This window comes from endosymbiont of Galathealinum brachiosum (genome assembly GCA_003349885.1).
Classification (GTDB): domain Bacteria; phylum Pseudomonadota; class Gammaproteobacteria; order SZUA-229; family SZUA-229; genus SZUA-229.
Window position 1 is genome coordinate 668,322 of the sequence record QFXC01000013.1, and the last position, 26,589, is coordinate 694,910.

Genomic DNA, 26,589 nt, shown 5'->3' on the forward strand with positions numbered 1-26,589 from the left:
GATTGACCGAAAATTTATGACCTGTAAACTACCAACGAAAGAAGCAACCTACAATAGCATAATTTGATGTTTATCCGTTACCTGACCAGAGCATTCTACAAGTCGACCACATTCAGCCTGCTTTTGTTTTTAATGGCTACAAATAGCTATGCTAAACCAGCTGAAATCCTGGTCAGTATCAAACCACTACATTCCCTTGTTAGTAATATAACCGATGGTATTAATCAGACCCAGCTCTTGTTAACACATCAACAATCACCACATCACTTTCAGTTATTACCGTCTCAAAAACGCCTGATAAATAAAGCAAATATTTTTTTCTATAGCAGCGACAATGTTGAAACATTTGTTCCCGCTTTAAAGAACACCACTCAACATTTACAGTTTGTCCAGCTCAGCCTTATCCCGGACATAAATGCTTTAAACGTTCGTGGTTTTCATTCCCACGATACACATACCCCAGGCGAAGTTGATGGACATATCTGGCTATCAATTAATAACGCTAAAATAATAAGCCGGCACATAACACAAATATTAAGTAAACACTCACCTGAAAATGCCACTCACTATCAAAAAAACCTAAACCATTTATTATTAAAGCTGGATAAACTTAAACAGACCAATCAGCTAAAACTAAACAAATATAAAGATAATTCCTATCTTGTTTATCATGATGCTTATCAGTACTTTGAAGATGAAAACCAGTTAACCGGTGCTCACTTCATTACAACCGACCCCGAACACAAACCAGGAATTAAACGGGTCAGGGAATTACGAAAATTAATTGATGACGAAAAAATTCAATGTATTTTCTATGAACCGCCCAATATACCGGCATTACTATATACACTGACAGAAAATAAATCAGTTAAACTATCCGCTATTGATCCTGCAGGTTTACATATACATATGGGTAAACAGCACTATTTTCAGCTATTACAACAAACCGCTTCAGCACTCAGTAACTGCCTTAGCCAATAAGGAAATAAAAATGCAGCAACGTGAAATAAGAACCCTGGTCGATAACAGCTCAGTTCAGCTCGAAAGAGAATCTGATAAGCAGACAGACAAAGAATACAAAGTGCTCAACATAAGTCGTGGAGGTTTATGTTTTGAAAGCAAAACGGATGAGTTCCAATTAAATGAAGTCATTAAACTCAATCTCACTATCGATAAACATTCTATTCATAAAGCGAATGGACGAGTATGTTATTGCAATGATTGCAGCGGGGAGAACCCTACTGCATATGGTCTGAGTTTTTTAGATAAATTTATTGATACCGACGTGCTGCGTGGGAAACCACAACCGGACAAAACATAGCAGATAATAAAAACTGAGTCGTAAAAACAAAAAAGCCCGCTTTATAAGCGGGCTTTTTATGGAATAAAAAAAGCGGGACTACTCCTTGTCCCTATGCATCAGCGTGGTTGCATTATTAAAACTGGTAAAAACAGTTTTCAGTTAAACATCTTGTTTAGCTGTGAAAAAGTCAGCATGTTTCTGGCATGCTTTATCAGGTCTCGTACCCGACGTTGTAAAAAGAGCGACGCCATTTCAGGCATCTATCAGCATGTTTTCTGACATGCTTTATCAGGTCTCGTACCCGACGTTGTAAAAAGAGCGATGCTATTCCATGCATCTAAGCATCAGCGTGGTTGCTTTATAAAATCTTAAATTCAATTCCGGTTGTAGCTCTGTAACTTTTTAAAGGTTTAACTAATTCAGTATCACCTTAATGCCTGTATATATTGCAGGGGCTGTGCCAATAATATTTTTTATATATTATTCAATGAGTTAGATAAATATCGTTATTGATATAGCTCAAATACCATTGCATCATGCAACGCTTTTGCAAGTTGCAATATGCATCTTGCAACATCTGTGAGGTTCGTTTATTCATTTAATTAACTATTTATAGATATAGCACAGAGCTTTAAAAAGGCTTTCACAAAAAGTACCGTTTAATCTATTCGATTACTGATTGCGACGAACGGTTGTTTTATCAATTGTTCTGAAATATCTACTTCGTAGCGCTCTTGATGGTACCCATAAGGGGACAGGGCGCCAAAAGACGGCGGTCTTTCCCCGAGGGAGATGTGCCAAAACAAGGCAAAAAAAAGCCTGATCGTAAGATCAGGCTTTTTTGAGAATAGTGCAGGAAAACACTAGTCATTGCTCAGGTTGTCTCAGCAGTGTTTCAGATCAAGGCGAAAAAAGTGAGCCTACAACTGTAGGTGATCATTTTTTAACGCAGAGCTGAAGCGCTGATGAGGTAAGCTGATCAATGACTACATCATGCCACCCATACCACCCATTCCACCCATGCCGCCCATATCAGCGCCAGCAGCAGCACCGTCATCAGAAGCAGGGATATCAGTAATCATGCATTCTGTAGTAATCAGTAAACCTGCAACAGAAGCCGCGTTTTGCAGTGCAGAACGTGTCACCTTAGTTGGATCAAGAATACCCATTTCAATCATATCGCCATACTCGCTAGAGCCCGCGTTATAACCAAAGTTACCTTTACCTTCTACTACTTTATTTAATATTACAGAAGCTTCATCACCCGCATTGGTAGTAATTTGACGTAATGGCTCTTCCATAGAACGCTTGGCAATTTGAATACCAACTTCCTGATCATGGTTATCACCGGTAATACCTTCAATTGCAGCAATCGCACGAATCAATGCAACACCACCACCGGGTACAACACCTTCTTCAACCGCTGCACGAGTTGCATGTAATGCATCATCAACACGATCTTTCTTTTCTTTCATTTCTACTTCAGTTGCTGCACCCACTTTAATTACCGCAACACCACCTGCTAATTTAGCCATACGTTCCTGAAGTTTCTCAGTATCATATTCTGATGTAGATTCTTCCATTTGCGCTTTGATTTGAGCAACACGTGTATCTATATCATCACTAGAACCCGCGCCATCCACAATAATAGTTACTTCTTTAGTAACCGTTACTTTCTTCGCAGAACCTAAGTCTTCTAATGTCGTTTTCTCTAAAGACAAACCCACTTCTTCAGATACAACCTGACCTCCGGTTAATACTGCAATATCCTGCAACATCGCTTTACGACGATCGCCAAAACCAGGTGCCTTAACTGCTGCAACTTTAACGATACCGCGCATACTGTTAACAACCAATGTTGCTAATGCTTCACCTTCTACGTCTTCAGCAATAATTAATAATGGACGACTTGCTTTTGCAACGCCTTCTAATATCGCTAATAAATCACGAATGTTTGATATTTTCTTATCAAATAATAGAATGAACGGGTTATCTAACTCAGCAATCATGCTCTGCTGGTTTGTAACGAAGTAAGGAGACAGGTAACCACGATCAAACTGCATACCTTCAACGATATCCAGCTCATTTTCTAAAGATGTACCTTCTTCAACAGTGATAACACCTTGAGTCGTTACTTTTTCCATTGCTTCTGCAATGATGCCACCGATATTTTTATCAGAGTTTGCAGAGATAGTGCCTACCTGTGCAATCGATGCATTATCTTCACAAGGCTTAGATATGTTCTTAAGCTCTTCAACAGCAGCAGAAACAGCTTTATCAATACCGCGTTTCAGATCCATCGGGTTCATGCCCGCAGATACTGATTTCATGCCTTCACGAACAATCGCCTGAGCAAGAACGGTTGCCGTCGTTGTACCATCACCAGCAACATCAGAAGTTTGTGAAGAAACTTCTTTCACCATCTGTGCGCCCATGTTTTCAAACTTATCTTCTAAATTAATTTCTTTAGCAACTGAAACACCGTCTTTAGTTACCGTTGGTGCGCCATAAGACTTATCTAAAACAACGTTACGACCTTTAGGGCCTAAAGTAACTTTTACGGCATTAGCCAGAATGTTTACACCGTTAACCATACGGCTACGTGCGTCATCTCCGAAGCGGACTTCTTTTGCAGACATGTTTATATCCTCTAAATTTATTCTTTAATTATGTAGGTTCGACTTTTTTTCGAACGGGGGTGTATATAACCTGGCGCGACTAATCGCTACCAAAGCTTTTAGCCTTCAAACACACCTAATATGTCTTCTTCACGCATAATCAGCACTTCATCACCGTCAAGCTTGATTTCAGTACCCGCGTATTTACCAAATAAAATCTGGTCACCGGCCTTAACGTCTAAAGGACGCACATCACCGTTGCTTGTTACCTTGCCATTACCTACAGCTAGAACTTCACCACGTGAAGGTTTTTCAGTTGCTGAATCAGGAATTAAGATACCACCAGCACTGGTTGTTTCTTCTGCCATACGTTTTACGACCACGCGGTCCTGTAATGGGCGAATATTCATTAGATTTTATCCTCGTTAATTTTTAGCACTCGGGCTTTGCGAGTGCTAATGATAGTCATGAGACGTGCTGAGTCAAGCTCACCATCATTAATACATGATATATGTATCAATCTTCCCGGCGGTATTCGCCTTCAATGGTATTCGAGCTCTCAGTACTCCTGTGTTCTTGATGAACCGTATATGAGGATTTGATTGTAGATTTCAAGAGTATTTGTTGAATAATTGCACGGCGGGTAAAAGGCAGCAAACAGACAAAACCAATAAAATCAGTAAAAAAGCCCGGTGTAATCAATAATGCACCCCCAACAGCCAGAAACAGTCCCTCCATCATTTCCATAGCGGGAACCTGCCCCTGAGACATCGCCTGATTAGCTCGCATTAACGTGCTGATACCCTGCTGGCGCAACAGATTAACACCAATGGTCGCTGTCAGCACAACCAGTAAAATAGTCCAGCCAGCGCCTATATGACTACCCACTTCAATTAACAGATACACTTCCAAAATAGGTATTATTAAAAACAATACCGGCCATATTCTAAGCATGTTGTTCTCTCTAAATTAAGCACACAGCTTGCACTGCCCACATAAAAACTTTAATGTTCACACCAGTTAAGCGCACCTTAAGCAATAAATAATAATATATGTTTAACTGGACTACTTTTTAAGAACTTCTACACATTATAAAGTTCTAACCTACACAATTTATAATCGGGTAATTTCACAATGCATTTAAAACTACCACGTTTTTTCCATTTTTCACTGTTATGGCTATCACTATTACTTCAGTCATTAGTTATACAGCCCGCACTTGCCGAAAACCCGTTCAGCTCACTTGGCGATGATGATAGCGGCATTAGCCTGGGCGGTGGTGATGACGAAATACTTGAACCCGATCAGGCATTTGCACTAAAAACCTGGTCTGAAAATGGCCGTATATTTGCTGAATGGCTAATCGCTGACGGTCATTATATGTATCGCGATAAGACCAAAATAACTGCGGCAGACAACAGCTCATTCACCACATCTAATTATGTTATCGATGCAGGTGAACTCAAACACGACGAATTCTTTGGTGATATCTACGTATTTCATCATACGGCCAAAGCATCTTTAGCCATTGATAATGCTCAAGATGGTGTCAAAAATACCAGTTTCAAGGTTAAGTATCAGGGTTGCTCTGAAATTTCCGGCATTTGTTACCCTCCCATCACCAAGACAATCACGTTAGATATCAGCCCAATTTCAGATCTGGCAGCCAGCACTTTAGACAGCTCAACAAATGCTGCACCTATTTCAGAACAGGATCAAATTGCTGATTTACTAAAAAATAGCAGTGTGTGGCTTAGCCTTATCACTTTATTCGGTATTGGTTTATTACTGGCCTTCACGCCTTGTGTTTTCCCGATGATTCCTATTCTATCCAGCATTATTGTTGGTCAGGGTACAAAAACCAGCACGGGACGCAGTTTCTCATTATCCGTTTCATATGTTTTAGGTATGGCGTTAATTAATTCTGCTGCCGGCGTTGCAGCGGCATTAACCGGTGAAAGCCTGGCCGTTATGCTGCAAACACCCTGGATACTCGCCAGTTTTGCTGGTGTTTTTGTTCTTCTGTCACTGGCCATGTTTGGCTTTTACGAATTACAGATGCCCGGTTTCATTCAGAACCGTTTGACCGCTGTTAGTAATAACCAGAAAAGCGGTTCTTTAAGTGGTGCTTTCGTAATGGGCCTGTTATCTGCCGTTATTGTTGGCCCCTGTGTAGCAGCGCCCATGTTCGGAGTATTATTATTTATTTCTCAAACAGGCGACCCGGTATTTGGCGGTATTGCACTGTTCTCCCTGAGCCTGGGTATGGGTGCTCCACTTATTGCCATTGGCACATCAGCAGGTAAGTTGTTACCTAAAGCAGGGGTATGGATGGACGCCGTTAAAGCTGTATTTGGCGTATCACTATTAATGGTTGCCATCTGGATGATTCGTAGCATTGTTTCTGATCAGGTTGTGATGATACTTAGCGGAACATTACTGATTGTCTGCGCCGTTTATATGGGCGCACTTGATGGTTTAAAAGCAGAGGCCACAGGCTGGACTCGATTCTGGAAAGGCACAGGTCTGGTTATATTTATTTACGGTATCATTTTAATGTTTGGTGCAGCAGCAGGAAGCGCCAGTTTACTTACACCTTTAAAAGGCGTCATTAGCAGCAATGGCACACATGCCAGCGAACAGCATTTACAGTTCAAAAAGATTAAAGGCGTTGACGGTTTAAACAAAGCACTGGCAGAGGCCAAAGCACAAAACAAAACCGTCATGTTAGATTTTTATGCTGACTGGTGTGTGTCGTGCAAAGAGATGGAAAGCCTGACTTTCACCGATCCGAAAGTACAAAGCACTTTATCAAATACGGTTTTATTGCAGGCTGATGTAACCGCTAATGATGAAGCTGACAAGTCACTTTATAAACATTTTAAAATCATCGGCCCTCCAGCCATTATTTTTTATAACACACAGGGCGATGAACTTAAACCTTATCAGGTTGTAGGCTACATGCCTGCTGAAAAGTTTAACACTCATATAAAACAGGCTTTTAACCTTTAAACCATATGACACAGAGGCACTGAGCACACAGAAATTTTATGCCTTAAACGATATACGTTTAAGGCAATAACTATTTTTCTCCGTGACATCTGCGGCAACATTTTTAAGAAGACAGTATTTAATTATGAAAAACATCCTCCCCTTTTTACTCGTTATTATTATCGCTGGTGGTGCTGGTTTTGGTTTTCAGCGTTACCTGCAAAATGAAAAACGTGATTTAGCCCCCATCATCCCAAAAGCAGTTAACAGTGATGTCATTGGCACTCAACGCCCAACATTTTCATTAGAAGATCTCGAAGGAAAAACGCGCAATATAGACGAGTGGAACGGCAAAGTCGTATTGGTTAATTTCTGGGCCACCTGGTGCCCCCCCTGTAAAAAAGAAATGCCCGCATTTATCGAGTTACATGAAAAATATCAATCACAGGGCTTTGAGGTTATTGGTATAGCACTAGATGATGAAGATTCAGTACAGGATTTTGTAGACACATTAGGCGTTAACTACACCGTTGTTGCAGCTGAACATGCGGGGCTGGAATTATCACGACTATATGGTAATCGTATAGGCGCATTGCCTTTTTCTGTTTTTGTCGGGCGTGATGGAAAAATTGAATTAACTCAGGCGGGTGAACTTTCTAAAGAGCATGTAGAAGAAATAATTAAACCTATGTTAGCCTTATAAAGCATTTTCTTTGAAGCGAACCCAAACCACGTCTTACACCTGACAAAGCACGAACATCAATTACAGCACCATCAAACACCGGTAACGACATGAAATTCCTGCTATATAAAAACGTCTATGATATGTATACTTATTAATTCAATCCTTACATCACGAGCAATTTCTGATAGTCTGGATTTTATGCCAGTATCACTGTATTGTTTAATTTTCATTCTTAATAAATAAGATTTAATGTTGTCTTAGGTCACTCAACATACATGCATAAACTTATTAGTAAACTTTCATATTATATCCTGATAATCATAATATTAAGCGCATGCTCTCATAAGAGCGCAGTAGAGACTGAGCCGTATACAAACAATGGAACATTAGATAAATTATTTTTAAATCAACAATCGTTAAATGATTTATTACTCACACAATCGCATGAAAATGACCCAGGCAAAGACACAAGAATGCTACGCCGCATCCAACGTCTGGATAATAAAATTAGAAACCATAATGATTTTACAGACAAAGAAAATGAGGCACTTACTTCTGAACATAATGCGCACTTATTGCTTTTAGAAATAGAAGAAGAACAGTTATATTTAATCAATAATTTCAATGATATCCTTATCAGGGACAATAAACGGAAGCAAATAAAAAGCAGGCAAGCTCCTAAAAAGCGTTCAAAAAAACCCCGTAAAATGGCTAAAAAATCCGGATCATTAGCATCAGGAAATGATCTTACTGATTTAATGGATGCAAATGATCCGTTTTCATCCATCGACTCGAAAAAATCATCTAATAAAAAACCTAAACCCACAAATGATATTATCAAACGTTTTCCCACAATTGAATCTCCTGATGAGGTGCTAAGCGGTGATTCAATATCGGTACTAATTTCACTAACTGAAGATTTAATTACACCAACAGTAAAAATAACTCAGGGTAACGCAGACACAAAAGGGCGTTTAAAATTATCTTTGCCGGCTCAACCAGAAGATACTAACTGGGAGATTGATGTCGTTTTATCTGCATCAGGTTTTACTTTTAATAGCCCTAACAAAGCAACAATAATACTACCTAAAAATGGTGATTCAACACCCGCCATGTTTCAGCTAACAGTAAAAAACAATCAGGTAATATCATCGCAACGCCAGTTATATGCAACTTTCTGGTATAAGGGACAATATATAGCAAGGGTTATGAAACCCATTATAGTTAATCAGGCAAACCAAAAAGCTTCACAAACCTGTGCAGCTAATGCTGCGTTATCCGCTGAATCACAGTCTATGATGCAACATTCAGAAAGAGTGAATTTAAAGACAGACTACAGAGCTTCAGACCTGACTATTTATATGCGTAGAGATTGGGACTCCTGCTCTTCGAACGATTATTTCATTACGCTTTCTTCACCTCATATAGATATTCATCATGAACGCATTAATTTATCTGAAGATATAGGTAAATGGTTGATACCTAAATACAGGGCTTTCTCCAAAAAAGGCCGGGGCATCAGTTTTCAAACCAGAGATAACTCTTCTCAGACATCAAGCAAAGACCAGTTATTAGGTTTCGGTAAACTTATATACAAAAAATTTGCCCCTAAAAGCTTTAAGTCTGTATATAGTGAATTACAAACAAAACTGGGTAGTGACTTTAAAAGCATAAAAATATATACCGATGACCCTGGCATCCCATGGGAGCTAATGGTTCCAGATAAAAATGATAATTTTATTGGTATTAAACATACAGTTGGGCGCTGGATTATTCCTAAATCGGCCAGTAACTTCACCAGTCCGGAACAAAATCTAACGATTAACGGGATACGTTTAATTGTTCCGAAATACTCAGGAAGCCTTGCATTAAATGCAACCACCAATGAGGCTTTACATATATATAAATTACCCTGGAAAAACAACACTGAAATAATTAAAGCTGACTATGACTCATTTAAAAAATCACTTCAGAAAACAGAACCTGTCATTATTCATTATGCAGGACATGGTTACACCACACACGAAAATGAAGAAGGTATTTCAGAATACGGATTAATACTTGAAGATGAAAACTTACGTGCATTAAACTGGCGCGGATTACTGAGCGACCAAACCAACCGTTCGTTAGTTTTTTTTAATGCCTGCGATGTTGGGCAGGCAGGAAAAGCTGCTGGCTTTATCGATGGGTGGTCAACTACACTTGCTGATACAGGTAGTTCTGGCTTTATTTCAAGCTTATGGGAATTAGGTGATCAGGGTGCATCTGAATTCTCTAAGCGTTTTTATGATGACATTAAAAACCAGTTTAAAACAAACGGTAAAGCATCGATAGCCGCTGCAATGAAAACAGCAAGACAGGCATTTATTGAAAGTGGTAACCCTACATATCTGGCATATGTTTTTTATGGTGATCCGGAACTTGTAATAGAACAGGCGCCTGAAAACAAAAAATCAGATAAATCTGTTATAAGGCGTAATCATCCACAATTCTATCGCATTTATAATCGTGAACTGCGTAAAAATCCGGACTTACAGGGTAAAATTAAATTGCAGATTACAATTTCACCTAATGGTCGTGTTGCGAATGTAAGTATTGTATTATCTGAATTTAATTCAAATCAATTTACAAAAAGACTACTAAGAAGATTGAAACATTTAAAGTTTGATTCTGCCGATAACTTAAAGTCGAGGATTGTTTTTCATACTTTTAATTTTCATCCCGAAAACAAAGCATTTTAAGGACAATATGTTTTACAGACTAACGTAATTTTTTGTTAATCATTCTTCTAGCTAACAACCGTCATCCATAAAAAAACCGGCATCTAAAAAAAGATACCGGTCCAGTTGTATTACTAATTATTATTTTATTTTCTTACTTCAATCTCATGTATACCCACTTGAGAAGCATAATTTGGCGCACCCATTTTAATGTAAATTTTCGATGTATTTACATTAAGGTAAACCGTATCACTTCCGCGAGTTACACTCATTGATCCTGTCATATTAGCCCAGCTACCATTTACCAGTGCATACACAGTGAAGCTACTTGGCAGCATGCTGCTCTGCCAGTGAATCGTGACCTCATTTACTTCCTGCGTACCGCCCCAGGTAAGATAAACTTTTTCATCTGCCGGATTCCAGTAACTAATATAATCACTCATCCAGTAATTATTAAAGCTTTCGTCACCATCATTAATCTTTGATGCACTGTAATAAGACATATAAGTGCTACTTGCTGAAACCGATGCATTAGGTGCAATATTTTCACCAATGACCGGATTAATTGTCACCTTAACAGTAGCTGTCGATTTAGCTCCATCACTATCAGTAATACTGGCGGTTATGGTATGAGAACCAGCCGTTAGACTCGCATTAATTGTCGCACCCTGCCCCATACTGCCATCAATATTTGAGCTCCATTTAACATTGCCACTAATCGCTCCATCTTCATTATCTGAAGCAGTCGCTGTAAAGGAATTCATTTCACCCGCTGTTGAAGTCGCACCCGATGATGGCGAATCTATTGCAACAGAAGGCGCTGTATTGGTAGGTGAAGTTGTGCCACCATCAGTACCTCCACCCGTACCATCATCCGTACTACCAGCATTATCGCCACTTCCCAACTCACGTGGTACAGGAGAGTTTTGATCCATTAACTGAGGCATCATCGCCATTAACTGATCCAGGGTAAATGGCGTGAAGCCACCTTCCACTAACTGTATCATTGCCGTCAACATGCCTCCGGCTGGTGCCCATTGGTGTATCTGTGCGCCACTAACCATAGATTTAAAGAAACTAAACCCATACTCATTCATCTGCCCATCAGCACCAATAATCAACCCCATAAATTGCCCGAACAGAGCATTGGCCGGTGCACTGGAGTCCGGTGCGGGTGGCAAGGTCTGGTCATACGCAGGTAACACACCAATCGTAAAACCTTTTATAGAAGCATACATATTGTAATGGGCCTGTGCAGCATGTAGCTGCTCACTTGCATCACGCGGTGTACACTGCCAGTCCCACCATGCACAGGTTTTTTCCGGTATCTGTATTTTCCCAAGGAACATCAGGTCCATCATGCTCTTTTGAGTTTCACCATCAACCTGAGATAATGCAGACATAAAATTTCCCGCAGCCGTTACGTTTGCAAAGACGGCTGAAAAGACATCTTCTGTTGCAATCTCATTTCCATCATCACTATCATCAACCGTTCCCATATTGGCAAAGGCACGCGTGAATGGCGTACTTCCCTGCAATACCTGTTCAGCATTCTGATCTAACAGTTTTGTCACATTTACCGTCGTTTCATTTTTGCATTGCATACCGGCACTTAAGCTGCCATACAAGTCATCATCTATCTTGGCAAACAGGAAGTTTTTCATATTGCTGTGATTTAATGCCATTTGGGTTAATGCTTCACCTAACTCACACCCCTGACTGGTTCCATCACCGGTTTGCTCCATATAATAACCAACCTGTCTAAGCAGGCCCGGGTTTTTATCCATCACATCAATCATAAAACTTAACATGCCATCATTGGCATTGGCACAGGCCATCATTTCGAGTGTCAGGTCAGGATTTTCAAGAATCTTGGAGAAAAATGAACCGGCCATTTTGTCCAGATCAGGACAAAACATACCAAAAAAAGGCATCGATTTGCAGAAACCATTCATGAAGTTTGCGACGCTATAAGCCATTAAACCCATATCTGACATCATATTCGTTATGCCAGATGAACATGCATTGGGATTATCTAAATCGATCGCCTGAGATGTAGCCGGGATTGCTGCGCCAAGTGTTATAGCAAATGCAGCCCCTCTAAAGCTCTTCTTTAATCCATCCATGTTAAGTTTTACTACTCCGAATAAGTCTTTTTTCATATCATTATTCTCTTTTTTATTATTTTTATAAATATTTTTATAATAAATGCATTCCCACAGGCATTTACTATCCACGCATGGGCATATAAACATAATTAATATAAGCAAATCAACCAATAATTTCAGTAACTTACAAAATAACATATTTAAATTGTGCTTTTATATTTCAATTTTATAATTTTATAATATATTGTCATTTATTATAAGGTTTATACTTTTAGCTATAGAAATTATAGACATAGGTCTAACTCGACAAGTCACACTTTAAATACCGCTGGTACTTTTAGATCGTGTGAAATGCATCAAAATTATGAGCAAAAAATGTGGCGATCTTCATTGAATTTGCAGGGAATGGGTTAAATTTTGTAGACATCGTCATTAATTAGTTGCACAATTCACCCTTAACGAATACTGCGATAACAAAAAAACTTCTTTATGGCACAAATACTTGTCTTAAATGGCCCAAATTTAAACCTGCTTGGTACTCGAGAGCCGGAATATTACGGCAGTAAAACCTTAAGCGAGATCATTAAAGAACTAACATCGCATGCGAAAACCTTAGGGCATTCAATTGCTCACTTACAAAGCAATCAGGAACACCAGTTAATAGAGCGCATTCACACCGCACAATCTGACGGCACTGAATTCATTATTATTAACCCCGCAGCATTTACACATACCAGTGTGGCATTGCGTGATGCTTTGAGTGGAGTAAAAATCCCCTTCATCGAAATGCATTTATCCAATGTGCATGCCCGTGAAGAGTTTCGTAAACAATCTTATTTTTCTGATATTGCGCTGGGCGTAATTTCAGGCTTAGGTGCGCAGGGATATCAACTTGCTCTGCTTGCTGCAAACGAACATTTAACTGCTCAGTCTTCCCCTGAATAGTTAAATCAATATTTAAACAAACATAAAAGGTGTATGACCCAGATGGATATACGCAAAATTAAAAAATTGATTGAGCTACTGGACGAGTCCGGTGTCGCTGAAATCGAAATAAAAGAAGGCGAAGAATCTGTTCGCATCTCTCGCCAACAAAATGTTATCGCTGCTCCTGCTCCAGTCGCTGCTGCACCAGTTGTTGCTCCAGTTGCTACTGCACCTGTTGCTGCTCCAACTGAAGAAGCTGCTGTAGAACCTGAAATTTCAGGCCATCAGATAACGTCGCCTATGGTTGGCACATTTTATCGCTCAGCATCACCCGGTGCTGCGGTATTCACTGATGTTGGCCAGACCGTTTCTGAAGGCGACACACTTTGCATTATTGAAGCAATGAAAATCCTTAACCAAATTGAAGCTGACAAGTCTGGCAAAGTTAAAGCCATTCTGGTTGAAAACGGTCAGCCTGTTGAGTTTGGTCAACCTCTCTTTATTATTGAATAGTCCAGTATCATGATAGAAAAAGTAGTTATAGCTAACCGGGGTGAAATAGCCCTGCGTATTTTACGAGCCTGTCGTGAAATGGACATTAAAACTGTTGCCATTCATTCTGAAGCAGATCGTGATTTGAAACATGTGCGCCTTGCTGATGAATCAGTTTGTATCGGCCCCGCACCTTCCGATCAAAGTTACTTAAATATCCCCGCTATTATTAGTGCGGCTGAAGTAACTGATGCCATGGCAATTCACCCGGGTTATGGTTTCTTATCTGAAAATGCTGACTTTGCAGAACGCGTAGAAGACAGTGGTTTTATTTTCATTGGCCCTAAAGCAGACTCAATTCGTATTATGGGTGACAAAGTTCAGGCAATTGCAGCCATGCAAAAAGCCGGTGTTCCCTGTGTTCCTGGTTCTGATGGCGCAATTAATGAAGACAATAAAGAAGAAAACATGCGCATTGCCAAAGAAATTGGCTACCCGATTATTATAAAAGCATCGGGCGGCGGCGGTGGTCGTGGCATGCGTGTTGTACACACTGAAAGCGCTTTAATCAGCTCAATTTCTTTAACGAAAGCTGAAGCGGGTGCTGCATTTGGTAATGATGAAGTTTATATGGAAAAATATCTGGAGCATCCTCGCCATGTGGAAATTCAGGTTCTTTCAGATGGACAGGGCAATGCAGTTCATTTAGGCGAGCGTGATTGCTCCATGCAACGTCGCAACCAGAAAGTGGTTGAAGAAGCACCTGCACCTGGTATTACTGAAGAAGTTCGAAATAAAATTGGTGCGGTTTGCGTAAATGCATGCAATGAAATTAACTATCGTGGCGCCGGCACATTTGAATTTTTATTCGAAGATGGCGAATTTTATTTCATCGAAATGAATACACGTGTTCAGGTTGAACACCCTGTAACAGAAATGATTACCGGTGTAGATATTGTTAAAGAACAATTATTTATTGCCGCTGGTGAACCCTTACGCATTAAGCAGGAAGATGTGAAAATAACGGGCCATGCTATTGAATGTCGTATCAATGCAGAACATCACAAAACGTTTATTCCTTCACCTGGCTTAATTACTCGATACCACCCACCGGGTGGCCCGGGTGTTCGCGTTGAGTCACACATTTATGCTGGCTACAGAGTTCCGCCACATTACGATTCAATGATCGGTAAATTGATTTGTCACGGTGATACACGTGATGTTGCTATTGCTCGTATGCAGGGTGCATTATCTGAAATGGTAATTGACGGTATCAATACCAGCACAAAATTACAGATGAGTATTATGCAGGATGCAAACTTTCAGGCTGGTGGTGCAAATATTCACTATCTTGAAAAGAAACTGGAAAAACCTTAAAACCATTGCCACAGAGACGCAGAGAACACAGAGTTAATTAAAATAAAAAACTCTTTTTCTCTGTGAACTCCGTGTCTCTGTGGCGAGCATCATGCCCTGGATTCAATTAATACTTCAAACCGATAAAGCCAATAACGATAAAGCCGAAGAGACTTTACTCGATGCCGGCGCACTTTCTGTTACTTTTAAAGATGCAGAAGATAATCCTGTACTAGAACCTCTTCCCGGTGAAACACCTTTGTGGGATAAAATTATTCTTACGGGCTTATTCGAAGCTGATATCAATACCGAATCTTTAAAATCACAAATACTATCTCAACTTGGCGAACAGACATCACTCAAACTCGAAGCACTGGAAGATAAAGACTGGGTTCGTGCATGGATGGATGATTACAAACCTATGCAGTTTGGAAATCGTTTATGGGTTTGCCCTAAACATTTACCACCGCCACAAGCCGATGCGGTAAATTTAATGCTCGACCCGGGTCTGGCATTTGGCACCGGCACCCACCCCACTACCGCCTTATGCCTTGAGTGGCTAGATTCAATAGATGCAGAGAACGGAATTACTAATAAAAGTGTTCTTGATTTTGGTTGTGGCTCTGGCGTATTAGCCATTGCAGCACTTTTACTGGGCGCTGAACATTGCGATGGCACAGACATTGATCCACAGGCTATTATCGCAAGTAAAGACAATGCGCTTGAAAACAATGTAAATGATAAATTAGACCTATACTTACCCAAAGACATGCCCGACAACCAGTCACATGAATATTATGATATTGTATTAGCTAATATTTTAGCCGGCCCATTAACAGAGCTTGCGGAACAACTGGCAAATTATTGCAGGACGGGGGGTGACATTGTTTTATCAGGTATACTGGAGACTCAATCAGATAAAATAATTCAGGCCTACTCTCCCTGGTTTAATCTTGACCCCATTGCAGTAAAAGATGACTGGATTCGTGTTACCGGCAAGAAAAAATAATACTTAAATTTAATTACAAAATTATATGCAAACTGAATGTCCCCATTGTAATACTGTATTTCGAGTAAAAGAGTCCGAGTTAGAACAGGCTGACGGGCAAGTTCGTTGCGGCCACTGTCTGGCTATATTCACTGCTGACAATCCATATAATGCCATTAATTATCAAACCGAAAATAACGCAGTTGAGTCACCTGACATTAATGAAGAAGAAACTGACAGTTCGCCGGATACTCAACACATAGTTGCTGATGTTATTCCCCCGGAATTACGTGCTGAATCGAGAAAAGGAAAAAAACGATTTGGATTTATCGGCACTTTAATTTTAACTCTGGCAATCTTAACGGGTATATCAGCCATATTTTTACAATATGCTTTTTACAATCGTGACAAGCTGGTAAAAATTGCAGAACTACGCCCCTGGTTGAATATTTTATGCCAACAAACAGGCTGCACACTACCGCCACCAAAAGATAGAAAATTAATTATTCTTACCAGTAAAAATATTTTTTCTCACCCGAATGTTGAAAATGCGCTAATGGTATCAGCAAGCATCGTAAATCAGGCTGATTTTGCTCAGGACTTTCCTGTTATTGAATTGCGTTTTGAAAATGTACGGGGGAAAACAATTGCAGGTCGTCGCTTTAATGCCGTTGAATACCTGGGCATTCCTAAAGAGCAGATTTCAAAAATGCAGCCCGACATTTCTATTAATATCAATCTGGAAATAAAAGATCCGGGTAGCGATATGGTTAGTTATGAGTTTGCTTTTTTATAAAAGTGGATTTCTCACGTGCTTGCTTTGCTCGGGGATGGGCCGCGTTTTTTGCGCTCCGTCCCCTGTTGTGATTCCGATCAGATTGGCAGAGCAATGAACTACTTCACCAGACCAGATCATCCGGCACTTCATAATCAGCATACGGATCATTTTCATCTTTCACTTCTTCTTCAAGAATAACAACACGCTTCGCATTACGCTGCTGTATTTTTTCTGCAATATCTAACGGTATAAGCTCATAGATACCTTCTATACGAGCAATACCTAACTTACCCTTAACCAGTTGCTGTTTCATCTCAGCATTAATATAAATTTTCTTAACTTTATTCTGATGTTCAAAGTTATATGATAGGTCACAGCCTTCATCACGATTGAGTTTATTCGCAAGAATGAGCTGATTAATTTCAGCTGAAAGCGCTTTACCTTTTGCCTGATCCTGCTTCTTTTTATTTAATTCTCGATCGCGAGCCGCTTTTTCTTCTTCTGCTTTTATTCTTTTAAGCTCAGCCGTATTATCGACTTTAATTTTTTTATTATTATGCTGCTGTTTTTTCTTTTTATTTTTTTCCTGTTTAGCCTTTTGAACTTGCTGTTTACTTACCACACCGGCTTTAAGAAATTGTTCTGCGAAAGGGTTGCTCATTGTTCTATCTCAATAATGTATCTGTATAGGGCTATTTTACCGTGATTTCATTACAATGTCTTGAACTAGACACAACTCAGTCCCACAGCCACGCAGCCCCTCTAACGCCACTAGAATCACCATATACCGGCGCAAGCAGACGTGTGTTTACCACATCAGAGAAAACATACTGGCCCCACAACTCAGGTACATTTTTATACAGCCTCGACACATTAGACATTCCCCCTCCTAACACGATCACGTCCGGATCAAGTACATTAATAATGTGTGCCAGGCCTCGTGCCATCCTGTCTTCATAGCGCAGCAGGCATACCTCAGCCTGTGAATCAGCCTTTGACAGAGCCACAACGTCAACAGCGTCTAGCTGTTCTCCCGTACTTGAAAAATAGTCAGCCGATAAACCTGGCCCCGATAAAAAAGTTTCTATACAGCCGTACTTCCCGCAATAACACTCAGAACCGGGAAGCTCGTTGCTTTCTGGCCAGGGCAAAGGGTTATGCCCCCATTCACCTGCAATTGCATTTGCTCCCGTTAATACCTTTCCGTTAACAACAATACCTGCACCCGTTCCTGTTCCAACAATTACACCAAAAACAATATTTTCACCTTTTGCAGCACCATCCGTGGCTTCAGATAAAGCAAAGCAGTTAGCATCATTACTCATACGAATTTCACGATTCAGCAACTTTTCTAAATCCTGCTTCACCGGCTGACCGTTCATACAAACAGAATTTGAATTTCGTAGTAACTGATTTACTGGAGATAAAGAACCGGGCGTACCAATACCAATGCTTGCGCAGTGTTTGATTGATGACTCTATATAACCAACTAAATCAACTATCGCATTTAATGTTCCCTGATAATCACCCGCTGGTGTTAAAACCCTATGACGAATTAACTGTTTACCATTATCATCAAGTGCAATACCTTCAACTTTAGTTCCACCGAGGTCTATTCCAATTCGCATACTAAATGCCCGTTACTTAATTAATGATTAATTATTAAGACGATCTGACTGCCAGTAAACTTCAGCTTCATCGTCGATTTGATTCATAATTCTACTCGCAACAAATAACCAGTCCGACAGACGATTTACATATGCCAGCAACTCGGTTTTAATTACGGTCTCTGAATTTAAAGAAACCATCACCCTTTCTGTTCGTCGGCAAATTGTACGTGCCATATGACAGAAGCAGGCTGCTTCTCCTCCGCCCGGCAGAATAAACTCCTTGAGTGGCTGCAACTTCTCATTCATTTCATCTAAGGTAGACTCTAACCAGTCAATACGCGACTGATTTATCTTTTCATAATCAGGCATAACCAGTTCACCGCCCAGATTAAAAAGATCATGCTGAATGGTAATCATATTCTCCCGAACCTCACCCGGCTGACATTTGTTGACGACCACCCCCAGCATACTATTTAGTTCGTCTAAATCACCGATTGCATGCATTCGTAAACTGTCTTTAGCTACTCGGCTACCATCGGCCATGCCGGTAGTTCCACTGTCACCCTTTCGGGTATAAATTTTTGAAAGTCGATAACCCACTATTTAAACCTGCGTGTTAATTAAGTTAATTAAGCTTATAATCACTATGCCATTAAATAAACCCATAGATACTGATTTTTTTAAAATGCGTAAACCTCTAACCATACTCTTTCTACTTATATTATTGAGCATTGTCAGTTTTTTATTTGCACTTTCAGTTGGCAGCCTGTCTTTATCTTTTAACGATATACTAAAAACACTAATGGGTGATGGCTCAGACATAACACGCACTGTGATTTATGAATTACGCCTGCCTCGCGCATATGTGGCATTTATTACAGGGGCTCTGCTATCGTTAGCGGGCATGTTAATGCAGGTATTATTACGCAACCCTTTGGCTGATCCATATATTCTGGGTGTTTCTGGTGGTGCATCAGTAGGTGCCATACTGGCTATAGGTGCAGGTTTGGCAACTGGCCTTGTATCAGCAAGCGCGTTTGTTGGTGCACTTATTTCTATTACTCTGGTTTTTGGTCTAGCGCATGGCAGAGGTAGCTGGAACCCTTCTCGCTTACTACTGACAGGTGTGGTTGTTGCATCCGGCTGGGGCGCTACAATTAATTTCATCTTATCGGTGAGCCCTGACCAGTCACTTAAAGGTATGCTGTTCTGGTTGATGGGAGATTTAAGTTACGCGCATTCTGAACAGCTAAGTAACCCGGTATTACCTCTTGTATTAATTATAGGCCTGGCACTCAGTTTAATAATGGCACGTTCACTCAATGTATTATCACGGGGGGAAATGCAGGCCAGTGTATTAGGTATTTCACTTAAACCGCTTCGCCTAAGCCTTTTTTTACTCGCCTCAGCCCTCACCGCAATTGCAGTCACTCAGGCTGGCAGTATCGGTTTTGTGGGATTAATCATCCCACACATGATGCGTTTATTAATCAGCAGTGACCATCGCTGGTTAGCCCCCGCCTGTGTATTTGCGGGGGGTAGCTTATTGCTTTTATCAGACACGTTAGCACGTAGCATTATTGCACCACAGCAATTACCCGTTGGCGTCATAACCGCATTTATTGGTGTACCATTATTTTTATTTTTATTAAGCCGTGGTTATAAACAGCAGGAGATGTCATGAGCTTGTTATCTACTTCAAATTTAAGAATAAAAATAAGCAACACCCTGGTTTGTGATGATTTGAACATTGAATGCAAACAATCAGAAGTCTGGGGCATTCTCGGTCGCAATGGAAAAGGAAAAACAACTCTACTTCATACATTGGCAGGATTACGTCCGGCATTAAACGGCAACATAACTATTCAGAAAAAAAACATTTTAGAGTTAACACGTAAACAAATTGCACAACAACTGGGTGTACTATTACAACATCATGAAGACAGCTTCCCATGCAGTGTAATTGAAACCGTAATAACAGGACGTCACCCACATATCAGTAACTGGCAGTGGGAAAGTAAAAACGACTACGAAATTGCACACAATGCACTAAATAGTGTTCAGCTTTCTCATTTAGCAGAACGTCCGATCAATCAACTCTCCGGTGGTGAGCGCCAACGAGTTGCCATTGCGACACTGATAACACAAAACCCACAGATATTATTACTGGATGAACCGAATAGTCACCTGGATTTAAAATATCAGATTCAGATATTAGAAACATTATGTAATCAGGCAATACATCAGAAAAAAATAATTATGATGACCTTACATGATTTAAATTTAGCTGCCCGGTTTTGTGACAAACTAATGTTACTGCTAGGTGATGGAAAAGTGTTAGTCGGAAACACCAATGAACTGCTTAGTGAAGAGAATTTACTGAAGCTTTTTGATTACCCGATAACTCGAATTAACTCTGGTAAATACCCGATATTTATAGCCGGATAGTAAGAGTATATTATTGGTTAGATATATCAGTTTAATCTGAAATCAATATCTATATTAAACAGCTCTGCTTTTTTTAAATGATTTTCAGCAATTAAAAATGGAGAAGCATCCATAACTGCCGATTTTGCTGCTTCATCCAGCAAGCCATAACGACTTGATTTCACAATAGCTATATTAGATACCTGTCCATCTGGATACAGCATAAATTTAATTTTTACCAGACCTTCACGTCTTTGCCTGATAGCCATGAATGGATAATTTTTATGTTTATTAATTTCACGATGCAACAAACCCAATAACAGATTTTTCTGCTCACCTAATAACTCTCTGTTCTCAGCCTCTGCTAATTCTACTATTTTCTCCTGATAATCATTACCTCTATCTAATTCATCTAATTCTTCATCCGACTCATCAATCGCACTGAATTCAATTATTTCTTCGGGCTCTTTTTTAACAGATGGACTTTTTACTTCATGATAATCATTTACTACAGATTTATGGTTATCTATTTTTTTTAATTTATTACTTTTCTTACTAGAAACTTTTTCAACTCTATTGTTCTTTGCTTCTAGTTTTACTGAAATAAAATTAGAAACCTCTTCAACCCCCCCATAACTGAAATCATTAATATAATAAAAAATAAACACACCATGCACCAGCCCCGAAAAGGCCAGTGCAATAACAATTATTTTTTTAGAACACTTAAACAATTTTTATTCAAATCTCACTGCAGCACTCAACCAGAAATTTCTTTCTGGTGAAGGGAAGAACGAAACAGCACCAAAAGATTCATTAGCACTGGCGGAATACTCTTTATCAAAAACATTATTAATTCGAGCAGAGAATGTCCATTCTTTTAACTGATATCTAAGGTTAGCATTCACAACAGTATAACCATCCAGTTTTGGATTGCTGTTTGCATTATCGCCAGAAACAAAGTGGTCATCAGTATAAATAACTTCTACGTATGTTTTCAGGTTTTCTCTTATACGATAATCAGCCGCCATTGATGCTTTACGCTCTGGCACACCTGATATTTTATTTCCAGCAAACACACCGGAATCAAATATTGCATCTGTATAGGTAAATGCTGCATTTACATTTAAATCACTATATACCTTATAATCAGCTTCAACAATAAGCCCATCATGGGTCGTTGGATCCAGGTTAACATTTGCACCTGTACCTGGCCCGAATGGACCTTCTGCACCCGGGTCATAAGCAATCTCATCTTCCAGTTCAAGCCTATAAACTTGCGCCTTGACGGCATAACTTGCTACAGTCCACTCTATGCCCACCTCATTTGAATCACCTGTCTGTGTTTTTAATGGTGCGGTCGGAGAAGCAAACGAAAGCTCATCAACTTTGGCAAATCTAAAGTTTTGGTCAAATCGAGCAAATAACACCAGATTATCTGACAACGCACTTTGAATACCTAACTCATAAGCGGAAACACGCTCAGTTAACTCACCATTGGTAAAACTGGATACCATCTCATTTTCAACTCTGGCTTTTCGACCACCAAGAGTCAGTGATGTTTTAGACGCCAAAGGTACAACAGCCTGCATATAGTACGACAGTGCTTTTTGTTCATCTGTTAAATATGATTCATAATCTGCTTTCAAATAATCTATGCCCGTTGTAATAATTGCCTCACCACCATTAAATGAAAATATACCGATCATACGGGGAGTGAATTCCAGCTGTTCGCTGTTTATAAAAAATGGTGTGGTATTTTTACCAAAACTGGAACTTTGAACACTTTCATATTCAAACTCATGAGATATCAACTCAGCCTCAACAAACCAGTTATCACTCACTGATGTTTTAGTACCTACTCGTGAAACCTTAGTATCTTCATCTAAATAATCATCTGAAAAGTTTATAGTCGATTGTCTTCTATCTGCTTCGACCTCATTTGAAAATAACGCGCCAGGTAGTTCCTGCTCTCTTGTTATAACCTGGTATTCAGCGTAAACATTACCAGATGAAAACTCATAATCTATTCGCCCAAGCAAATTAACATTTTCTAACTCATTATTATCTCTATAATTATCTGCCTCTAATACATCACCAGATAACACATAACTTACACCATTTGAAATTTTATCAGTTATTCTTGCTAAAACTTGTTTACGTCCATAACTACCTGTTCGTGCTTCAATATCTGCAGTGAACTCTTTAGGCTTTCTGGTAATAACATTAATCACACCACCGACGGCCTGATCACCATACAATACACCTGCACTACTCTGTATGATTTCAATCTGCTCAATATCTTTTATTGAAACAGCATTAAGATCCGGACCCGATAAATCAATATTATTCACTCGACGACCATCGATAATAATTAATGTATTCGATATAGCTGTACTATTACTAAACCCTCGCATTGATACCGTAGCCTCAGTGCCATCACCATATAAATCCGTAACATGCACTCCACCTACGCCACTAATTACTTCAGCAAAGTTACTTGCTCCGCTCGCTTCAATTTGCTCGCGTGTAATCACTTTAATATTCATTGGAATTGTTACAGTCGACTGATTTGATCTAAATGCACTAACAACAACAGTTGGCACATCTTCTGCCATAACGCTATGACATGGCAGGAAACTGGAAGATATAACAGCCAGTAATAAAGTATTTTTTTTATTCAATAACATTAGCTCACCCAAAATTTTAGATAAAGTTAATGTTGCAAAGGAATTGGTAAGACTAAAAAGCTGATAGACAGATAGATGAGTCTGAACCGAGTTGCCCTCCGCAACTATAAACAGTAAACATCTCAGGCAGGTCTCCGGACTTATGAGGCTAAATAATATGAATCGCCTTCCCACATTTGTAGTGGCTTAGTCAGTTATTACACTAACTTTGACTCATGTTTACTCAATTACCGTTGCGGGGGCAGTGCCAGATTCTTTTACTCAAGGCAATAATCACTGGCTTCCCTATTATCCTGATTGCTCAGGACCTGAAACTGGGGCGACTATACCCCATGAATTTTAGAATAACAATTGAATTAGTACAGCTTATTAAGCATCTCCACTTTAACCCATTGTTTTAATTGATTTTATTTTTTATATTTTGAAAAAATCTCACATATTTTTTCGGCACCATCAAGAATTCGAGGCGTTTGTCTTACTATCAAACCGGCATCTATGGCATAAACATGATTATTTTTAACTGCCTCAATAGCTTCCCAACGCAGCCATTCACTTAACCAGTCTTCTCGCCCCTTTGCCATACCCGCCAATATTACATCTGGATTTTTTTTCATAACACTTTCCATATCAATAGTGGGTGCAATATTATCCATGTCTGCAAATACATTAACACCTCCACAAAATTCAATGACATCATTGACCAGATGATCTTTATTAATCGTCATCAATGGCTGGTTCCAGACCTGATAAAAAACTCTGATTTTGTCATTATCGCCAACTTTATCAGAATATTTTTTTCTAAGACTCTTAAGGCGCTTAAGATATTCATTTGCCTGCACTTCAGCAACATGTTCTGTTCCAAGCAACTTACCCAACACTCTTAGAGATTCTGCCACATCTTCAAACTCATCCGGTTCATTATTAAATATTGGTATACCCAGATCTTTAATGCCATTAATCATGTCGACCGGATTTCCACTTTTCCAGTAAATGATAAGCTCTGGCTGTAAAGCTAAAATCTTTTCTTTATCAACTTTTTTATAACTTCCTATTCTGGGTATTTTTTTTGCTCTCTCAGGATAATCACTAAAACTAACGGTACCTAATACCTGTTTGTCAGCTCCTGCCGCAAAAAGTAATTCAGCTACATGGGGCGCAAGACTAATAATACGTTTCACCGGTTTATCAAAAGTTATTTTTTTTCCGCTGTCATCAGTAACCACTATTTCTGATAATGCATTCGTCGATACAACGGAAAATATCAATATAAATATTACTTTCAACTTCACTAATTACTTCCAGATGCTTCTGATTTGAATTTATTACACAAAGACTATACGCTCCATGACTTTATCTCAAGTTGCTTTATTTAAATAACGGGACGTTACAACCTCACCATGACCTCTAAAACACTTATGATTCAGGGCACAACCTCAGATGCGGGTAAAACAATCCTCGTTGCAGGATTGTGTCGAGTATTAAAAAACCATGGCATTAACGTAGCGCCTTTTAAACCACAAAATATGGCATTAAATAGTGCAGTAACGGCTGACGGCGGTGAAATTGGCAGAGCACAGGCAGTACAGGCTCAGGCCTGTGGTATTGAGCCTACTACTGATATGAATCCTGTGTTGCTAAAACCCAATACAGATGTTGGCGCACAGGTAATTATTCATGGTAAAGCATTACAGGACATGGATGCTAAAACATTCCATAACTATAAATCAATTGCCATGAAAGCTGTTTTAGATTCACATCAACGTTTAAGCGACCAATATGAAGTAATTATGGTTGAAGGTGCCGGTAGCCCCGCAGAAATTAATTTACGTGATCGTGATATTGCCAATATGGGATTTGCTGAAGCCGTTGATTGCCCTGTCGTTCTAATTGCCGATATTGATAGAGGTGGTGTATTTGCGCACCTGATTGGTACTCTTGAATTATTATCTGAATCAGAACAAAACCGCATCAAAGGTTTTGTCATCAATCGTTTTCGTGGTGATATAACATTACTGCAGTCAGGCCTTGACTGGCTGGAAGAAAAAACAGGAAAACCTGTTCTGGGCGTTTTACCTTATTTGCACGGTCTGCATATTGAAGCAGAAGATGCTATTAATAATCTATCAGTTTGCACTGAAAACAAAGAAAAAACATTAAAAGTTATCGTGCCTGTTTTACCCCGCATTAGCAATCATACCGATTTCGATCCCTTACGCTTACACCCTCAGGTTGATTTTGAATACGTTTCACACAACTCACCGATCCCACCCTGCGACCTGATAATTTTACCCGGCAGTAAAAGTGTACGAGCTGATCTTGAATTTCTACAGAACAATAACTGGGCAGAAAATTTACAAAAACATTTAAGATATGGCGGAAAAATAATAGGCATTTGCGGTGGTTTTCAGATGCTTGGCAACAGTATTTATGATCCATCAGGCATTGAAGGAAAAGCCGGATTTGCTGATGGATTTGGTTTTTTTGATATGCAAACTGAAATACATAGAACAAAACAACTACATAATAAAACGGGAAGACTTTTTCTAAATAACACAAAAGTATCTGGTTATGAAATTCATGCTGGCATTAGTAAAGGTCCGGTTTTAGAACATCCGGCTATTATCACTAATAACGGTTCTGACGGTGCTGTTTCTTCAGATAATAATATTATGGGTAGTTATTTTCATGGTTTATTTAATGAGACTGAAGCTTGTAATGCGATTTTGGAATGGGCAGGGCTACGGGAGGTGGAGTCTGTGGATTATTTAGCTTTGCAGGAAAGGGAGATTGAGCGACTGGCTATTTCTATTGAGGAGCATTTGGATGTTTCTCGTATTTTAAAATTAATTTAATTGCACATTTATGATTTTTGGCTACTGGATTAGAGCGTGTAAACATA

At 39.5% G+C, this 26,589-nt stretch carries 23 protein-coding genes and 1 riboswitch; of the genes, 13 read left to right on the forward strand and 10 right to left on the reverse strand.

Going from position 1 to position 26,589, the window contains the following annotated elements; translation table 11 throughout:
- The first annotated feature begins 66 nt into the window (after positions 1 to 66).
- Positions 67 to 981 (forward strand): hypothetical protein, encoded by a 915-nt coding sequence (locus tag DIZ80_15950; GenBank protein ID RDH81567.1) that lies wholly within the window; start codon positions 67 to 69, stop codon positions 979 to 981.
- Between the two features lie 10 nt (positions 982 to 991).
- Entirely contained in the window at positions 992 to 1,321 is a 330-nt protein-coding gene (locus DIZ80_15955; protein ID RDH81568.1) for a hypothetical protein, read from the forward strand.
- 968 nt (positions 1,322 to 2,289) lie between these two features.
- On the opposite strand, the gene groL is transcribed toward DIZ80_15955, so the two are convergent.
- The 3 genes from groL to DIZ80_15970 form a co-directional block, all read right to left on the reverse strand.
- The gene (gene groL, locus DIZ80_15960; GenBank protein ID RDH81569.1) at positions 2,290 to 3,942 is read right to left on the reverse strand and encodes a chaperonin GroEL; all 1,653 of its coding nucleotides are present in this window, start codon (positions 3,940 to 3,942) and stop codon (positions 2,290 to 2,292) included.
- Between the two features lie 98 nt (positions 3,943 to 4,040).
- Positions 4,041 to 4,331 (reverse strand): co-chaperone GroES, encoded by a 291-nt coding sequence (locus tag DIZ80_15965; protein RDH81570.1) that lies wholly within the window; start codon positions 4,329 to 4,331, stop codon positions 4,041 to 4,043.
- Between the two features lie 106 nt (positions 4,332 to 4,437).
- Positions 4,438 to 4,875: a biotin--acetyl-CoA-carboxylase ligase gene (locus DIZ80_15970; protein ID RDH81571.1), complete on the reverse strand. Its 438-nt coding sequence runs from the start codon at positions 4,873 to 4,875 to the stop codon at positions 4,438 to 4,440.
- A 180-nt stretch (positions 4,876 to 5,055) separates the two neighbouring features.
- Between DIZ80_15970 and DIZ80_15975 the strand changes: the two genes are divergently transcribed.
- The 3 genes from DIZ80_15975 (at position 5,056) to DIZ80_15985 (ending at position 10,338) form a co-directional block, all read left to right on the forward strand.
- A complete protein-coding gene (locus tag DIZ80_15975) occupies positions 5,056 to 6,933 on the forward strand; it encodes a thiol:disulfide interchange protein (GenBank protein ID RDH81572.1) in 1,878 nt (625 codons plus the stop codon).
- 124 nt (positions 6,934 to 7,057) lie between these two features.
- Complete coding sequence (locus DIZ80_15980; protein RDH81573.1) at positions 7,058 to 7,615, forward strand: TlpA family protein disulfide reductase; 558 nt, start codon at positions 7,058 to 7,060, stop codon at positions 7,613 to 7,615.
- Positions 7,616 to 7,872: 257 nt separating this feature from the next.
- Positions 7,873 to 10,338 (forward strand): hypothetical protein, encoded by a 2,466-nt coding sequence (locus tag DIZ80_15985; GenBank protein RDH81574.1) that lies wholly within the window; start codon positions 7,873 to 7,875, stop codon positions 10,336 to 10,338.
- Between the two features lie 125 nt (positions 10,339 to 10,463).
- On the opposite strand, the gene DIZ80_15990 is transcribed toward DIZ80_15985, so the two are convergent.
- Positions 10,464 to 12,623: a hypothetical protein gene (locus DIZ80_15990; protein ID RDH81575.1), complete on the reverse strand. Its 2,160-nt coding sequence runs from the start codon at positions 12,621 to 12,623 to the stop codon at positions 10,464 to 10,466.
- A 291-nt stretch (positions 12,624 to 12,914) separates the two neighbouring features.
- Between DIZ80_15990 and aroQ the strand changes: the two genes are divergently transcribed.
- The 5 genes from aroQ (at position 12,915) to DIZ80_16015 (ending at position 16,984) form a co-directional block, all read left to right on the forward strand.
- Complete coding sequence (aroQ, locus tag DIZ80_15995) at positions 12,915 to 13,370, forward strand: type II 3-dehydroquinate dehydratase (GenBank protein ID RDH81576.1); 456 nt, start codon at positions 12,915 to 12,917, stop codon at positions 13,368 to 13,370.
- Between the two features lie 42 nt (positions 13,371 to 13,412).
- Positions 13,413 to 13,865, forward strand: coding sequence for an acetyl-CoA carboxylase biotin carboxyl carrier protein (locus DIZ80_16000; protein RDH81577.1), 453 nt, complete (start codon positions 13,413 to 13,415; stop codon positions 13,863 to 13,865).
- Between the two features lie 9 nt (positions 13,866 to 13,874).
- On the forward strand, positions 13,875 to 15,221 hold the full coding sequence (accC, locus tag DIZ80_16005; GenBank protein ID RDH81578.1) for an acetyl-CoA carboxylase biotin carboxylase subunit: 1,347 nt from the start codon (positions 13,875 to 13,877) through the stop codon (positions 15,219 to 15,221).
- A gap of 91 nt (positions 15,222 to 15,312) precedes the next feature.
- A complete protein-coding gene (locus DIZ80_16010) occupies positions 15,313 to 16,209 on the forward strand; it encodes a 50S ribosomal protein L11 methyltransferase (GenBank protein RDH81579.1) in 897 nt (298 codons plus the stop codon).
- Positions 16,210 to 16,234: 25 nt separating this feature from the next.
- A complete protein-coding gene (locus DIZ80_16015) occupies positions 16,235 to 16,984 on the forward strand; it encodes a hypothetical protein (protein ID RDH81723.1) in 750 nt (249 codons plus the stop codon).
- 103 nt (positions 16,985 to 17,087) lie between these two features.
- On the opposite strand, the gene DIZ80_16020 is transcribed toward DIZ80_16015, so the two are convergent.
- The 3 genes from DIZ80_16020 to DIZ80_16030 form a co-directional block, all read right to left on the reverse strand.
- Positions 17,088 to 17,627, reverse strand: coding sequence for a DUF2058 domain-containing protein (locus tag DIZ80_16020; protein RDH81580.1), 540 nt, complete (start codon positions 17,625 to 17,627; stop codon positions 17,088 to 17,090).
- A 76-nt stretch (positions 17,628 to 17,703) separates the two neighbouring features.
- Positions 17,704 to 18,594: a fructokinase gene (locus DIZ80_16025; GenBank protein RDH81581.1), complete on the reverse strand. Its 891-nt coding sequence runs from the start codon at positions 18,592 to 18,594 to the stop codon at positions 17,704 to 17,706.
- A gap of 27 nt (positions 18,595 to 18,621) precedes the next feature.
- Positions 18,622 to 19,176 (reverse strand): cob(I)yrinic acid a,c-diamide adenosyltransferase, encoded by a 555-nt coding sequence (locus DIZ80_16030; GenBank protein ID RDH81582.1) that lies wholly within the window; start codon positions 19,174 to 19,176, stop codon positions 18,622 to 18,624.
- An 85-nt stretch (positions 19,177 to 19,261) separates the two neighbouring features.
- On the opposite strand from DIZ80_16030, the gene DIZ80_16035 reads away from it, so the two are divergent.
- Positions 19,262 to 20,260, forward strand: coding sequence for an ABC transporter permease (locus DIZ80_16035; protein ID RDH81724.1), 999 nt, complete (start codon positions 19,262 to 19,264; stop codon positions 20,258 to 20,260).
- The gene (locus tag DIZ80_16040) at positions 20,257 to 21,024 is read left to right on the forward strand and encodes an ABC transporter (protein RDH81583.1); all 768 of its coding nucleotides are present in this window, start codon (positions 20,257 to 20,259) and stop codon (positions 21,022 to 21,024) included. The genes DIZ80_16035 and DIZ80_16040 overlap by 4 nt, the downstream gene beginning before the upstream one ends.
- A 26-nt stretch (positions 21,025 to 21,050) precedes the next feature.
- On the opposite strand, the gene DIZ80_16045 is transcribed toward DIZ80_16040, so the two are convergent.
- The 3 genes from DIZ80_16045 to DIZ80_16055 form a co-directional block, all read right to left on the reverse strand.
- Positions 21,051 to 21,734, reverse strand: a complete 684-nt coding sequence (locus tag DIZ80_16045) for a hypothetical protein (GenBank protein RDH81584.1) — start codon at positions 21,732 to 21,734, stop codon at positions 21,051 to 21,053.
- Positions 21,735 to 21,737: 3 nt separating this feature from the next.
- Positions 21,738 to 23,345 carry a hypothetical protein gene (locus DIZ80_16050; protein ID RDH81725.1) on the reverse strand — a complete coding sequence of 536 codons (1,608 nt, stop codon included), beginning with the start codon at positions 23,343 to 23,345 and terminating at the stop codon, positions 21,738 to 21,740.
- 452 nt (positions 23,346 to 23,797) lie between these two features.
- A riboswitch (cobalamin riboswitch) is annotated at positions 23,798 to 24,017 on the reverse strand.
- Positions 24,018 to 24,097: 80 nt separating this feature from the next.
- Positions 24,098 to 24,979 (reverse strand): cobalamin-binding protein, encoded by an 882-nt coding sequence (locus DIZ80_16055; protein ID RDH81585.1) that lies wholly within the window; start codon positions 24,977 to 24,979, stop codon positions 24,098 to 24,100.
- 108 nt (positions 24,980 to 25,087) lie between these two features.
- Here DIZ80_16055 and DIZ80_16060 point away from each other — a divergent pair, with 108 nt between their 5' ends.
- On the forward strand, positions 25,088 to 26,542 hold the full coding sequence (locus tag DIZ80_16060; GenBank protein RDH81586.1) for a cobyric acid synthase CobQ: 1,455 nt from the start codon (positions 25,088 to 25,090) through the stop codon (positions 26,540 to 26,542).
- The last annotated feature ends 47 nt before the right edge of the window (positions 26,543 to 26,589 follow it).